Here is a 13,357-nt window from a genome sequence, read left to right as displayed (position 1 = left end):
AATGGCGCGATCCGGCATGACGATCCTGATGAGCGTGAGGCTTGTGGTGAGCGCTACCATGACGATGGCCGCCAGCCCGCCGCCGGAACGCGGCAGCGGCCCCTTCCCCGCGCTGTTCGAGGAACGCGCCAGCCTTCCCGACCATGTCGTCTACCGCCCCGCCAAAATGGGCCGCGATCCCCTACCCGTCTATATCTTCGGCAATGGCGGGTGCAGCGCCGATGCCACCAGCTCGCGCAATCACCTGCTGGAGATCGCCTCGCACGGCTATCTGGTGATCGCCTCGGGCACCATCCGCAAGGCCGGACTTAAGCCGGCCGCGACCGGTGGCCCGCTCCAGGCCCAGACCGCGACGCATTTGATGACCGACGCAATCGACTGGGTGGCGCGGGAGAATGTCCGGCCCGGCAGCCCCTTGCGCGGCCGGATCGCGACCGACCGGATCGCGGTCTCCGGCTGGAGCTGCGGCGGGTTGCAGGCGCTGACCATCGGCTCCGACCCCCGTGTCCGCACGGTGGTGGCGATGAACACCGGCTTCTTCAACGACGGCAAGAGCCCGATCCCCGGCATCGTCTCCGACAAGGCACTGCTCGGCCGTCTCCACACGCCCGTCCTCTATGTGCTGGGCGGGCCGGACGACATCGCCCATGCCAATGGCAGCGACGATTTCCGCCGGTTGCAGGCCGTGCCCGCCGCGCTGGTCGACATCCCCGTGGGCCATGGCGGCACCTATATGCAGCCGCATGGCGGGCTGGCGGCGCAGGTCGTGACCCAGTGGCTCGACTGGCAGCTGAAGGGCGACGGCAAGGCCCGCGCCCGCTTCGCCGGACCCGATTGCGGCTGGTGCCGCGACACCAGGCTGACGATCACGCGCAACGCCGCGCTCTGACCCCGACCCCGAATTCCGCGCCTCCAGGAGAATGTCCATGTCCCCTCGCCGCAGCATCCTGCTCGCCGCTCTGCTCGGCAGCCTGCCGTTCGCCGCGGTGGCGCAGACCCCGCTCCGCTTCGACCGCGCCGATTATTTCGAGGCGCCGGGCGTCGACTGGCTGATCTTCTCCAATGTCAATGAAGGGTTGTTCGCCGACGCCAAGATCAGCGGGGTCGAACTGATCCAGCAGGGCGTGCGCACCGCCACCAACGGCGATGTGCGCCTGTCCGCCACGCCCGGGCAATGGGACCCGGCCGCGCAGTTCGTCAGCCGCCGGGTCGACAAGGCGGCCGGGGTGATCGAGGCGGTGATGGAATATCCCGGCTTCCGCTACACCGTCCGCGCGGAGCGGCGGGGCAGCGCGGTGGTGCTGTCGGTGCTGCTCGACCAGCCGCTGCCGGCGGACCTGGTCGGCAAGGCAGGGCTGAACCTGGAATTCGTGCCCTCGGCCTATTTCCATCGCTCCTTCTCCGCCGATGGCCGGCCGGCGCTGTTCCCGCGCCACCCGGCGGACGCGATGACGCTGACACCCGATCGCAACGCCGCCAGCGGCCGCAGCGACGGACCGGGCGCGGAGCCGTTGCCCTTCGCGACGGGCCGCAAGCTGGTGCTGTCGCCCGAGGATGCGGCGCGGCGCGTCGGCATCGCCACGGCGAGCGGCAACCTGTCGCTCTATGACGGTCGCAACCAGGCGCAGAATGGCTGGTATGTCGTCCGCCAGCTCCTGCCCGGCGGGCGGACGGGCAAGGTGGTGGAATGGACGCTGGAGGCGGCGAGCGTGCCCGGCTGGCTGCGCCCGCCGGTGATCGGCCATTCGCAGCTCGGCTATGCGCCGGATGCACCCAAGCTGGCGACGATCGAGCTGGACCGCGACGATCGCGGCACCCGGCAGCCGCGCCTGCTCCGGGTCGGGGAGGATGGCCGGATGACCCCGGTGGCCACGCCGGCGGCGCGCGACTGGGGTCGCTACCTGCGCTACCGCTATGTCCGCTTCGACTTCAGCGGGGTGAAGACGCCGGGCACTTATGTGCTGCAATATGGCGATACGCGCACCGCCCCCTTCCCGATCGCCGCCGGGCTGACGGCCACGTCCTGGCATCTGAGCAGTGACGTCTATCTGCCGATCGCGATGGACCATATGGCGGTGAACGAGGGCTATCGCACCTGGCATGGCGACCCGCATCGCGACGATGCGCGCCAGGCCCCGATCAACCACGAGCATATTGACCTCTATCGCCAGGGACCGACCACCGACACGGCGTTCAAGCCCGGCGAGCACATCCCCGGCCTGGCGGTCGGCGGGTGGCTGGATGCGGGCGACTTCGACATCCGCACCCAGACCCAATATCAGGTGATCCGCGAGCTGGTCGACATCTGGGAGCGGTACAAGCCGGAGCGCGACACGGTGGCGGTCGACTGGACGACGCGGCGGGTCGAGATCCATGTGCCCGACGGCACGCCCGACATCCTCCAGCAGATCCGCCACGGCAGCGTGCAGCTGCTGGCGCAATATAACGCGGTCGGCCATGCGATCCACGGCATCGTCGAGCCCGATGTCGGCCAGTACACGCATCTGGGCGACGCGGCGAGCAAGACCGACGGGCTGGTCTATGACCCGAAGCTCAAGCCCTATGAGCGCGCCTATGACCGTAATGGCGGGCGCAGCGGCACGCCGGACGATCGCTGGGCCTTCACCAGCAAGGCGTCGGCGCTGGAATATGGCTCGGCCGCCGCGCTCGCCGCGACCTATCGCGCGTGGAAGGGACGCGACGACGCATTCGCGACCCTCTGCCTCGACCGCGCGGTGAAGGTCTGGAAGGACGAGCATAGCCACGCCCCCGACCTGTTCCACCACGGCAACACCACCGGCGGCCCGCTGGAGGCGGAGGAGTTCGGCGCGGCGGTCGAGCTGCTGCTCGCGACCGGAGACCGGCAATATGCCGACCGCGTCATGGCGCTGACCCCGGCGATGCTGAAGGGCTTCGCGTTCAGCGCCACCACGATGGTGAAGGCGCTGCCGGCGATGCCGCCCGAATATCGCGCCGCGCTGCGCCCGGCGGTGCAGGCCTGGGTCGCGCAGGCGGCCGCAACCGAGACGGCGAACCCGTTCGGCGTGCCGATCACCACCGGCGGCTGGGCCGGCAATGGCGCGGTGCTGAACTTCGGCCTGACCGGCTATGCGCTGCACCGCGCCTTTCCGGAGCTGGTCGACGGGTCGACCGTGGGTCGCGCGCTCGACTATCTGCACGGCCATCATCCGGCCTCGGACCGGTCCTTCGTCTCGGGCGTCGGCGCCTTGTCGAAGGAGGTGGCCTATGGCAGCAACCGCGCGGACTTCACCTTCATCCCCGGCGGCGTGGTGCCGGGCGTGCTGCTGCTGAAGCCCGACTATCCGGAGAATCGCGACGACTGGCCCTTCTTCTGGGGCGAGAATGAATATGTCGTGCCGGAGGGGGCGATGTACATCGCGCTCGCCAATGCCGCCGCCGCGCTGGAGCGCGAGGGGGCGGCGCGACGGTCGCCACGCGCTGATCCGGCCGGGCGGGCATTGCGGGCGGGCGGCTTTTTCCGCAGAGAATAAGCCATGGATTTCAACACGCCCCATGACGCGACGCCCGAACAGCTGGCCGAGACCCTGGTCGCCCTGCTCGATATCGAACGGATCGACACCGATCTGTTCCGGGGTGGGCGCCAGCCCGGTGGCGAGGGGCGCGTCTTCGGCGGGCAGGTGATCGCGCAGGCGCTCCAGGCGGCGCAGCGTTCGACCGACGCCCCCAAGGTCGCGCATTCGCTCCACGCCTATTTCATGCGACCCGGCGACGAGGCGCATCCGATCATCTACCGCGTCGTGCGCGATTTCGAGGGGCGCAGCTTCGCCACCCGCCGGGTGATCGCGATGCAGCAGGGCCAGCCGATCCTCAACATGGCCTGCTCGTTCCAGACGCCGGAAGGCGGACTGGCGCACCAGGACATGATGCCCGACGTACCCGCGCCGGACACGCTGGCCAGCGAGCGGGAATTGCGCCAGGCGATGGCGGCGGAGGTGCCCGAGCGCCACCATGCCTGGCTGCTCCGGCCGCGCCCGATCGACATCCGCCCGGTCGGCCCGCGCAGCTGGATCAAGCCGGGGCAGGACGCGCCGGTCCAGCATCTGTGGTTCCGCATCTGCGCGCCGATCGCCGACGATCCGGCCCTGCACCGCGCGGTGCTGGCCTATGCGTCGGACATGGCGCTGCTCGGCACGTCGATGCGGCCGCACGGCGTCGGCTTCATGACGCCGGGGATGCAGACCGCCAGCCTGGACCATGCGCTATGGCTGCACGAGCCGTTCCGCGCCGACGAATGGCTGCTCTACACGATGGACAGCCCCTGGGCCGGCCATGCGCGCGGCTTCAATCGGGGGCGGGTGTTCACGCAGGACGGGCGGCTGGTCGCCAGCTCCGCGCAGGAGGGACTGATCCGGCGGCGGGAATGACGGCCGGTCGACCGCCCGGCGAACTACAGGACCACCGGCTCCTACCGCGCCGCCATCATCTTGCGCGCCATGTTGGTCGCGGCGCGCGTGCCGTCGGCGAGCTTCTTCACTTCCGCCGCGACCACACCGAAGCCGCGCCCGGCATCGCCCGCCCGCGCCGCCTCGATCGTGGCGTTCAGCGCCAGCATGTTGGTCTGCGAGGCGATGCCGGCGATCGTCTCCACGATCTCGCCCAGCCGCAGGACCAGCTGGTCCGCCTCCGCCCGCCGCGCCGCCGCCTCCTCGCTGAAGGCGCGGCTCTCCGCCAGGCGTAGCCGCACCTCCTCTTGCAGATGCACTTCGTCGGTCACGTCGGTGGCGAACTTCACCACCTTCCATGGCCGTTTCTGGTCGTCCAGGATCGGCGTATAGGTCGCCTGGAGCCAGACCGAGGTGCCGTCCCGCGCGATGCGGCGGAACCGGCCGGCGCTGTGCAGTCCGTTGCGCAGCTTCTCCCACAAATCCGTATAGGCATCGGAGGCGACGAACTGGGCATCGCAGAACCGATGGTGCGGCAGGCCGATCGCCTCGTCGCGCGTATAGCCCATGCGTTCGAGGAACAGGTCGTTGGCATCGCGCACCCGCCCGTCCAGGTCGAATTCGATCACCAGATGCGTCAGCTCGATCGCGGCCATGCGCCGGTCGGCCTCTTCGGCGGCCAGCGTCGCGGCGGTGATGTCCGACCCGACCAGCAGCACCCCCTCCGCCGTGCCGTCCGCGCCCAGGATCGGCTGGAAGGTCGCGCGGACCCAGACGTTGCGGCCATCGCGCCCGACGCCGCGATGCACACCGCCGAGCGGCCGACCGCCGAGCAGCGACTGCCAGACCCGTTGGAAGCTGGCCGTGCCGACCTGGAGATCAGGCGACAAATGCCCGCAATGCCGGCCGACCAGCTCGTCCGGCCGATAGTGCAGCAAGGCGCAGGCCTGTTCATTGGCGGAGAGGATGGTGCCATCGCAGGCGAAGCGGATCACCACCTGCGAGATGTCGACCGCGCGCCACAGGGCGGCGAGATCGGCATGGCTGGACGAATTGGGCAGGACGCTGACGGACATGAGGAATATGTGAGCTTCGACCGCTAAGATTCGGTGAACGCAGGGGTAATCACATCCTCATGCGGCAGTGCTCCCATAGGATTGCCGGGTCACCGGATGGCTGGACGACAAGCCGCCATCGACCGCCAGCGCCTGTCCGTTGACATAGCTGGCCGCGTCCGACGCCAGGAACAGCACCGCCGCCGCCAGTTCCTCCGGCTGGGCGGCGCGCTGCAACGGGTTGAGGCGACCGATCCGGTCCAGCTTGTCGACCGCGCGGGCATGGTCGAACACCGGCTGGGTCATGCCGGTCTCGGTCAGGCCGGGCAGCACCGCGTTGACGCGCACGCCCGATCCGGTCAGCTGCTGCGCGGCGACCTGGGCCAGGTTGATCACCCCGGCCTTGGACGCCGAATAGGCGGGCGAGCCCGCACCCGAGCGCAAGCCGGCGACGCTGGCAGTCAGCACGATCGCGCCGCCACCCCGCGCGGCGATGCGCGGCGCGGCATGGCGGATCGCCAGGAACGGGCCGATCAGGTTGACGCGCAGCACCTCCGCGAACAGCGCCGGGTCGGTGTCGAAGATATTGGCCATGCCGCCGGAAATGCCGGCATTGGCGAACATCACGTCGACGCCGCCATGCGCCGCCTCCGCCAGCGCGACCATGCGCTCGACATCGGGTTCGTGGCCCGCATCGACCCGGATCGGCCGCGCCGCCGCACCGATCGCCGCCGCCGTCTCCTCCTCCGCGCCACTCAGATCGGCGACGATCACGCGCGCACCTTCGCTCGCGAAGGCGATGGCGGCGGCGCGGCCGATCCCCGACCCCGCGCCCGTCACGATCACCGACTTGCCCCGGAATCGCTGCTCCATTCTCACCCTCCCGTCAGATCGTCACGCCGCCGTCGATCACCATCGCCTGTCCGGTCATGAAAGCGGAGGCGCGGCTGGCGAGATAGACGACCGCGCCGGCGATCTCCTCCGGCTCGCCGATGCGACGCAGCGGCACCATCTCGTTCGAACGGCGGATCTGCTCCGGGTCCTCCCACAGGGCGCGGGCGAAGTCGGTCTTGACGAGGCCGGGCGCGATGCAGTTCACCCGCACTCCGTCCGGGCCATATTCGACCGCATAGTTGCGCGCGAGCTGGAAGTCGGCGGCCTTGGACACGTTATAGGCGCCGATCGTCTGCGACCCGCGCAGGCCGCCGATCGAGGACACGATGATGATCGAGCCGCCCTTGCGCTCGCGCATCTCGGGCGCGACCAGCTGGATCAGCCAGTGATTGGACAGGACGTTATTGTCCAGGATCTTGCGGAACTGATCGTCGGCGATGCCGGCGAGCGGCCCGTAATAGGGGTTGGACGCGGCATTGCAGACCAGCACGTCGATCCGGCCGAAGGCGTCCCGCGTGCCGGCGACCAGCGCCTCCAGCTGTGCCTTGTCGGAGATGGAGGCGGCGATGGCGATGGCCCGCCCCTTGCCGAATTGGGCGTTGATCTCCGCCGCGACCGTCTCGCACGCCTCCTGCTTGCGGCTGGAGATGACGACGCGCGCGCCGTGTCGCGCCAGTTCGATCGCCGAGGCGCGGCCGATGCCGCGCGACGATCCGGTGACGATCGCCACCATGTCCGTCAGGTCGAAGAGGTCGGTCATGCTCCTGCCCTTTCCGCAAAGGCCCAGGCGGCGTCCGCCAGGCCGTGGACGCGCGCCGCCGTTTCCGCCGCACGCGCGCTCGACGCATTGCCGTCGATGATCCGTTTCTTGATGCCCTGGACGATGCCGGTCAGGCGGAACAGGTTATAGGCGAAGTACCAGTCGAGCTGCGGCACCCCGTCGCGCCCGGTCGCCGCACAGTAACGCTCGACCACCTGCTCGATCGTCGGGATGCCGGTCTCCGGCCCGGTCAGGCCCTTGACGCCCGATCGCCCCTCCGGCTCCGTCACCCAGTTCATCAGGAAATAGGAGAAGTCGGCCAGCGGATCGCCCAGCGTCGACAATTCCCAGTCGAGCACCGCGACCACCCGCGCCTCGTTCGACGCGAAGATCATGTTGTCGATGCGATAATCGCCATGGACGATCGCGGTGCGTGTCTGCTCGGGCAGGGTGCGCGGCAGCCATTCGATCAGGCGGTCGACGGCCGGCATCACCTCCGTCTCCGACGCGCGATATTGTTTGGTCCAGCGCGCGACCTGCCGCTCGAAATAGTTGCCCGGCTTGCCGTAATCCGCCAGCCCCGCGCGCGCATGATCGACCTGATGGAGCGCGGCGAGCGTGTCGATCATCGCGTCATAATGGGCGCGGCGTTCGGTCGGCGTCTGGTCCGGCATCGCCCCGTCCCAGATCGTCCGCCCCTCCACCATCTCCATGACGTAGAAGGGCGCGCCGATCACCCCCGCATCCTCGCACAGGCCGTAGGGGCGCGGCACGGGGAAGCCGGTCGGGTGCAGCCCGGCGATCACGCGATATTCGCGCTCCACCGCATGGGCCGAGGGCAGGATCGGCCCGAACGGCTTGCGCCGGAGCACATAGGCGCGGTCCGGCGTGTCAAGCCGATAGGTGGGATTGGACTGGCCGCCCGCGAACTTGGCATAGGCGATCGGCCCGGCAAAGCCCGGCACCGCCCCGCGCATCCAATCGGCCAGCCGGTCGAGATCGAGCCGGTCCTTCTCCGCCACCGCGACGGTCGCCTCCTTCGGCGCGCCGGTCATGCGAAGGTCACCACGCTGCGCGTCGTCTCGCCCCGGCGGAGTTCGTCGAATGCCTGATTGATCCGGTCCAGCGGCAGCCGGTCGGCGATGATCGTGTCGAGATCGAGCAGCCCGCGCAGGTAGAAGTCGACCAGGCGGGGGATGTCGACGGGAAAACGGTTCGATCCCATCAGCCCGCCCTGCAAGCGCTTGCCCGCCAGCAGGTCCATCGCCGACAGGCCGACCTTCTCGCCCAGCGGCATCATGCCCAGGATCGTCGCGGTGCCGCCGCGCCGCAGCACCTTAACTGCGGTGGCGGCGGATTGCGGCCGGCCGACCGCCTCGATCGCATGATGCACCCCGCCCCGGGTCAGCGCGACCACCTCGTCGGCGACCGTCTCCGACGCGCTGTCGAAGCTGTGGGTGGCGCCCAGCTTCTCCGCCATGGCCCGCTTCTCCGCCACGGGATCGAGCGCGATGATCCGGCCCGCGCCGGCGATCTTCGCGGCATTGACCGCCGCCAGCCCGATGCCGCCGCAGCCGACCACGCACACCGTCTCGCCGGGCGTCACGTCAGTGGTGTTGAACACCGCTCCCGCCCCCGTCGTCACCGCGCACCCGAGCAGCGCCGCGCGGTCGAGCGGCATGTCCCGGTCGATCGCGACGCAGGCATGTTCGTGGACCAGCATCATCTCGGCATAGGCCGACAGGTTGAGCATCTGCGCGACCGGCACGTCGCCCAGCATCAGGCGGGGCGGCGCCCCCTTCGGACGGCGGACGGCGGCGTCGACGCACAGCGACATCCGACCGGTGACGCAGAACTCGCACTGCCCGCAATAGGCGGACAGGCAGGTGACGACATGGTCGCCCACCTTCACGCAGCGCACCTCCTCACCCACCGCCTCGACCACGCCCGCCGCTTCATGGCCGGGAATGGTCGGCATGGCGTGCGGATAGGCCCCGTCGACGAAATGCAGGTCGGACCGGCACACGCCGACCGCCGCGGTGCGGATCAGCACCTCATGCGCGGCGGGCTTGGCGATGGTGACGTCCTCGATGCGGAGCGGTTGCCCGGCCTCGAACAGCACGGCTGCCTTCATGATCATGTCCTTCGAAGATCGGATCAGCGGGTCGGCAGCTCGGCCTTCCACTCGCCATATTTGCCGAACTCGGCGCGGGCGATCGCGCGGTTGTGCACCTCGTCCGGCCCGTCGGCGAAGCGCAGCGTGCGGAGCGCCGCCCAGTCGTGCGCCAGCGCGAAATCCTCGCTGACGCCGCCGCCGCCATGCGCCTGGATCGCATCGTCCAGCACCTGGAGCGCCATGGTGGGGGCCGCGACCTTGATCATCGCGATCTCCAGCTGCGCCGCCTTGTTGCCCGCCTTGTCCATCATGTCGGCCGCCTTCAGGCAAAGCAGGCGCGTCATCTCGATATCGATCCGCGCCTTGGCGATGCGCTGTTCCCAGACGCTATGGTCGGCGATCCGCTTGCCGAAGGCGACGCGCGACAGCAGCCGCTTGGCCATCGCCTCGATCCCCGCCTCGGCGACGCCGATCGTGCGCATGCAGTGATGGATGCGGCCCGGTCCGAGCCGTCCCTGCGCGATCTCGAACCCGCGCCCCTCGCCCAGCAGCATGTTCTCCACCGGCAAGCGGACGTCGGTCAGCGTCACCTCGCCATGCCCGTGCGGCGCATGGTCATAGCCATAGACGGACAGCATCCGCTCGATCTTCACGCCCGGCGTGTCCATGTCGAGGATCATCATCGACTGCTGCCGGTGCCGTTCCGCGCCGAAATCGGTCTTGCCCATCAGGATCGCGACCTTGCAGCGCGGATCGCCGACCCCCGACGACCACCATTTGCGGCCGTTGACGACATAATGGTCGCCGTCGCGGACCATCGCGGTCTGGATGTTGGTCGCATCGGACGAGGCGACCTGTGGCTCGGTCATCAGGAAGGCGGAGCGGATCTCGCCGTTCATCAGCGGCCGCAGCCAGCGTTCCTTCTGCGCGGCCGTGCCGTAGCGCTCGAACACCTCCATATTGCCGGTATCGGGCGCGGAGCAGTTGAAGCATTCCGACGCCCAGCCGATCCGCCCCATCTCCTCGGCGCACAGAGCATACTCCAGATTGGAAAGCTGCTCGCCCTCGAACTGGAAGCTATCGTCGACATGGGCGCGGCCGGCGCGCGGCGGCATGAAGAAGTTCCATAGCCCCTGGGCCTTGGCGATCGCCTTGACCTCCTCGATCACCGGCAGCACCTTCCACCGCTCGTCCGTGTGGCTTTGCGCCAGATAGTCGCCATGACGCGGCCGGATCTCCGCATCGATAAAGGCGCGCACGCGGTCGCGATAATAGGCCTGCCGTTCGGTCAACGTGAAGTCCACGGCACCTCTCCCATCCCATGATTCCCGGAAGAGGTAAACCGTACCGCATCTTCGGTAAAGCCATGATCGCCTGACTGAACAAAGCGACTGGTTTTTCGAAACCAAGCTGCTACCCAGATCGGGATGGAGCAGGACACCCCCCGGACCCCGGCCGCCGAGGAGAGCGGCACCCGCCGTTTCCGCGCCAAGCGCGACGCGATCCTGGCAGCGGCGGCGGAGGCGATCAACGAACAGTCGGCCAAGGGCATGACCTTTGCCGACGTGGCGCGCCGCGTCGGGCTGAACACGACCAGCGTCACCTATTATTTCAAGCGCAAGGAGGATCTGGCCGCCGCCGCGTTCGAGAACACGCTCGACCGGCTGGGCGAGATGCTGGCGGAGGCGATGCGCGAGCCGACGCCGCAGGCGCGCGTCGCCCGCTACCTGCGGCTCAACATGGTGCGGCTGGCCCGGATCGCGACGGGCGAGGAGAAGGCGTTCGCCGTCCTGTCCGACCTGCGCGCGACCGAGGACCCGATCCGCACCCGGCTGATGACCGGCTGGCAGCGGGTGTTCCGCGACACCCGCGCGCTATGGGGCTCACCCGTCAGCCGGGCGCACAAGGATCTGGCCGGCGCGCGCGCGCATGTGCTGCTGGAGAATACTTTCTGGCTGCCGATCTGGATCCAGCGCTACGATCTCGACCAATATGACCGGGTCGAGGCGCGGCTGATGGACGTGTTCGCGCACGGCATCGCCGCGCCCGGCGCGCCGTGGAGCCCGGTGATGCTCGACCTAGCGCATGACGAGGCGGAGCCGGGCCGGGCCGCCTTCCTGCTCGCCGCCACGCGGCTGATCAACGAGCTCGGCTATCGCGGCGCCTCGGTGCAGCGGATCGCGTCGGAGCTGAACGTGACCAAGGGCAGCTTCTACCACCATCTGGACGCCAAGGACGAGCTGGTGCTCGCCTGCTATCGTCGCAGCTTCGACACCATCACCCAGGCCCAGGCGCGCGCCGACGCGCTGGGGGGCAGCCATTGGCAGCGGCTGGCGAGCGGCGTCGCCACGCTGCTCGACGTGCAGTTCGCCGAGGCCGCGCCGCTGCTCCGCACCACGGCGCTCAGCGGGCTGCCGCTGGGCGAGCGCGAGGCGATGGTCGATCGCTCCAACCGGATCGCGCGCCGCTATGCCGGCATGATGATGGACGGCGTGGCGGAGGGGTCGTGCCGCCCGGTCGACGCGCTGGTCGCGGCGCAGGCGCTCACCTCGCTCCAGAATGCGGCGTTCGACATGCGCAAATGGGCCACCACCATGCCCCGCGCCACCGCGATCGCCATGTATGCCTCCACCTTGCTCTACGGCATGTTCGACGACCGGATGGCGTCCTCCCCGCCGGGGTGAGGCGAGGCATGGCGCGGGTGGGACGCGGGCCGGCCGGCATTGCGGCGGCCGGCCCCGCGCCTACATGCGGGCGGACGCTGACAAGGACCAAGTTCGATGATCGACCTTTATTACTGGCCCACGCCCAATGGCCATAAGATCACGCTGTTCCTGGAGGAAGCCGGGCTCGACTACCGCATCGTGCCGGTCGATATCGGCAAGGGCGACCAGTTCGCGCCCGATTTCCTGAAGATCGCTCCCAACAACCGGATGCCGGCGATCGTCGACCATGCGCCGGCCGATGGCGGCGCGCCGGTCAGCCTGTTCGAGTCCGGCGCGATCCTGCTGTATCTTGCCGAGAAGACCGGCCGCTTCCTGCCCGTCGACATGCGCGGCCGGGCCGAGGTGGTGCAGTGGCTGATGTGGCAGATGGGTGGCCTGGGCCCGATGCTCGGCCAGAACCATCACTTCAACATCTATGCGCCCGAGAAAATCCCCTATGCGCAGGATCGCTACCTGCGCGAGACGACGCGGCTGTACGGCGTGCTGAACGGCCAGCTGGCGACCCGCGATTATGTCGCGGGCGACTATTCGATCGCCGACATGGCCTGCTACCCCTGGATCGTGCCGCACGCGGCGCAGGGCCAGAAGTTGGAGGACTTCCCCCATCTGCACCGCTGGTTCGACCGGATCGCGGCGCGCCCGGCGACGGTGGCGGCCTATGCCAAGGCCGAGGGGCTGAAGACGCGCAACCTCGCCACCGACGAGGAAGCGCGCAAGACGCTGTTCGGGCAGACCGCGCGCTGAGTCCTGTCGGCCGGCGGCGGATTGTTACGCTTTGCGACAGTTTCGCCGCCGGCCGACACAGGCGGGCGACAGGGGCGCGGCATAAGGATCAGGCTTCAGACGGGGATCGTCCCCACCGACCGGAGATGCGCCGATGGAACCCTTTGCCCTGATCCTCTCGGCCGTACTGGCGCAGACCAGCGCCGATGCCCCGCCTCCGCCCCCGCCGCCGCCACTCCAGCATATGATGCGCGCCGATGCGGATGGCGACGGCATCGTCACCCGTCAGGAGGCGCTGACCGCCGCCGACCTGGAATTCGCGAGGATGGACGCCGATCATGACGGCAGGGTCACCGCCGACGAGCGTCGCGCCTATGTCACGCAGATGCGCGATCCGCGCGGGCTCGGCCGGCGCGGTCCGCCCCGCCGTCATGGCGAGGACCAGGCGATGACGCTCGACCAGTTCCGCGCCCGCGCCGCCGCGCGGTTCGACCGGATGGACGGCGATCATGACGGCCGGCTCGACAAGACCGAGATCGCCAACCTGCGCGAGGCGCGGCGCGCGTGGAAGCGCGACCTGCCGCCGACCGAGGCGGCTATGCCGCCCGCATCGGTCGATCGCTGACGCCGGCCCCCTTCCCCGCGCCGCCCGCCATGCT

Annotated in this window: 12 protein-coding genes; 6 read left to right on the top strand and 6 right to left on the bottom strand. The window is 69.3% G+C overall.

Annotated elements, in window-relative coordinates:
- Positions 1 to 46: 46 nt before the first annotated feature.
- From QE452_RS04460 to QE452_RS04450, 3 genes are read left to right on the top strand one after another with little or no spacing between them, the layout of a single operon-like run.
- The gene (locus QE452_RS04460) at positions 47 to 889 is read left to right on the top strand and encodes a hypothetical protein (RefSeq protein WP_309659849.1); all 843 of its coding nucleotides are present in this window, start codon (positions 47 to 49) and stop codon (positions 887 to 889) included.
- A 37-nt stretch (positions 890 to 926) separates the two neighbouring features.
- Positions 927 to 3,512 carry a glycoside hydrolase family 9 protein gene (locus tag QE452_RS04455; RefSeq protein WP_309729653.1) on the top strand — a complete coding sequence of 862 codons (2,586 nt, stop codon included), beginning with the start codon at positions 927 to 929 and terminating at the stop codon, positions 3,510 to 3,512.
- A 3-nt stretch (positions 3,513 to 3,515) separates the two neighbouring features.
- Entirely contained in the window at positions 3,516 to 4,406 is an 891-nt protein-coding gene (locus QE452_RS04450; protein ID WP_309659851.1) for an acyl-CoA thioesterase II, read from the top strand.
- 41 nt (positions 4,407 to 4,447) lie between these two features.
- Here the strand turns inward: QE452_RS04450 and QE452_RS04445 are convergent, their stop codons facing one another.
- Genes QE452_RS04445 through QE452_RS04420 form a run of 6 tightly spaced genes read right to left on the bottom strand, consistent with a single transcriptional unit; the run spans position 4,448 to position 10,553 of the window.
- The gene (locus QE452_RS04445) at positions 4,448 to 5,500 is read right to left on the bottom strand and encodes a PAS domain-containing methyl-accepting chemotaxis protein (protein WP_309659852.1); all 1,053 of its coding nucleotides are present in this window, start codon (positions 5,498 to 5,500) and stop codon (positions 4,448 to 4,450) included.
- Positions 5,501 to 5,557: 57 nt separating this feature from the next.
- Positions 5,558 to 6,352, bottom strand: a complete 795-nt coding sequence (locus QE452_RS04440) for an SDR family oxidoreductase (RefSeq protein ID WP_309659853.1) — start codon at positions 6,350 to 6,352, stop codon at positions 5,558 to 5,560.
- A gap of 13 nt (positions 6,353 to 6,365) precedes the next feature.
- Entirely contained in the window at positions 6,366 to 7,133 is a 768-nt protein-coding gene (locus tag QE452_RS04435) for an SDR family oxidoreductase (RefSeq protein WP_309659854.1), read from the bottom strand.
- Positions 7,130 to 8,188, bottom strand: a complete 1,059-nt coding sequence (locus tag QE452_RS04430) for a phosphotransferase family protein (RefSeq protein ID WP_309659855.1) — start codon at positions 8,186 to 8,188, stop codon at positions 7,130 to 7,132. The genes QE452_RS04435 and QE452_RS04430 overlap by 4 nt, the downstream gene beginning before the upstream one ends.
- A complete protein-coding gene (locus tag QE452_RS04425; RefSeq protein WP_309659856.1) occupies positions 8,185 to 9,267 on the bottom strand; it encodes a Zn-dependent alcohol dehydrogenase in 1,083 nt (360 codons plus the stop codon). The genes QE452_RS04430 and QE452_RS04425 overlap by 4 nt, the downstream gene beginning before the upstream one ends.
- 23 nt (positions 9,268 to 9,290) lie before the next feature.
- On the bottom strand, positions 9,291 to 10,553 hold the full coding sequence (locus tag QE452_RS04420) for an acyl-CoA dehydrogenase family protein (RefSeq protein ID WP_309659857.1): 1,263 nt from the start codon (positions 10,551 to 10,553) through the stop codon (positions 9,291 to 9,293).
- Between the two features lie 123 nt (positions 10,554 to 10,676).
- On the opposite strand from QE452_RS04420, the gene QE452_RS04415 reads away from it, so the two are divergent.
- From QE452_RS04415 to QE452_RS04405, 3 genes are all read left to right on the top strand, one after another.
- Positions 10,677 to 11,933, top strand: coding sequence for a TetR/AcrR family transcriptional regulator (locus tag QE452_RS04415; RefSeq protein ID WP_309659858.1), 1,257 nt, complete (start codon positions 10,677 to 10,679; stop codon positions 11,931 to 11,933).
- Between the two features lie 96 nt (positions 11,934 to 12,029).
- Positions 12,030 to 12,719: a glutathione binding-like protein gene (locus QE452_RS04410; protein WP_309659859.1), complete on the top strand. Its 690-nt coding sequence runs from the start codon at positions 12,030 to 12,032 to the stop codon at positions 12,717 to 12,719.
- 133 nt (positions 12,720 to 12,852) lie between these two features.
- Positions 12,853 to 13,323: a hypothetical protein gene (locus tag QE452_RS04405; RefSeq protein ID WP_309659860.1), complete on the top strand. Its 471-nt coding sequence runs from the start codon at positions 12,853 to 12,855 to the stop codon at positions 13,321 to 13,323.
- Positions 13,324 to 13,357: the final 34 nt, after the last annotated feature.

It is taken from the genome of Sphingomonas sp. SORGH_AS_0438, from assembly GCF_031453475.1.
GTDB lineage: Bacteria > Pseudomonadota > Alphaproteobacteria > Sphingomonadales > Sphingomonadaceae > Sphingomonas.
The sequence above is the reverse complement of the archived record's forward strand: the minus strand, read 5'-3'. Positions and strand labels throughout refer to the sequence as shown.

What these genes read in the sequence shown, in the direction of transcription:
- QE452_RS04415 (WP_309659858.1), top strand. Translation starts at nt 10,677, where the DNA reads ATGGAGCAGGACACCCCCCGGACCCCGGCCGCCGAGGAGAGCGGCACC.
- QE452_RS04440 (WP_309659853.1), bottom strand. Translation starts at nt 6,352, where the DNA reads ATGGAGCAGCGATTCCGGGGCAAGTCGGTGATCGTGACGGGCGCGGGG.
- QE452_RS04405 (WP_309659860.1), top strand. Translation starts at nt 12,853, where the DNA reads ATGGAACCCTTTGCCCTGATCCTCTCGGCCGTACTGGCGCAGACCAGC.
- QE452_RS04430 (WP_309659855.1), bottom strand. Translation starts at nt 8,188, where the DNA reads ATGACCGGCGCGCCGAAGGAGGCGACCGTCGCGGTGGCGGAGAAGGAC.
- QE452_RS04435 (WP_309659854.1), bottom strand. Translation starts at nt 7,133, where the DNA reads ATGACCGACCTCTTCGACCTGACGGACATGGTGGCGATCGTCACCGGA.
- QE452_RS04425 (WP_309659856.1), bottom strand. Translation starts at nt 9,267, where the DNA reads ATGAAGGCAGCCGTGCTGTTCGAGGCCGGGCAACCGCTCCGCATCGAG.
- QE452_RS04450 (WP_309659851.1), top strand. Translation starts at nt 3,516, where the DNA reads ATGGATTTCAACACGCCCCATGACGCGACGCCCGAACAGCTGGCCGAG.
- QE452_RS04410 (WP_309659859.1), top strand. Translation starts at nt 12,030, where the DNA reads ATGATCGACCTTTATTACTGGCCCACGCCCAATGGCCATAAGATCACG.
- QE452_RS04445 (WP_309659852.1), bottom strand. Translation starts at nt 5,500, where the DNA reads ATGTCCGTCAGCGTCCTGCCCAATTCGTCCAGCCATGCCGATCTCGCC.
- QE452_RS04455 (WP_309729653.1), top strand. Translation starts at nt 927, where the DNA reads ATGTCCCCTCGCCGCAGCATCCTGCTCGCCGCTCTGCTCGGCAGCCTG.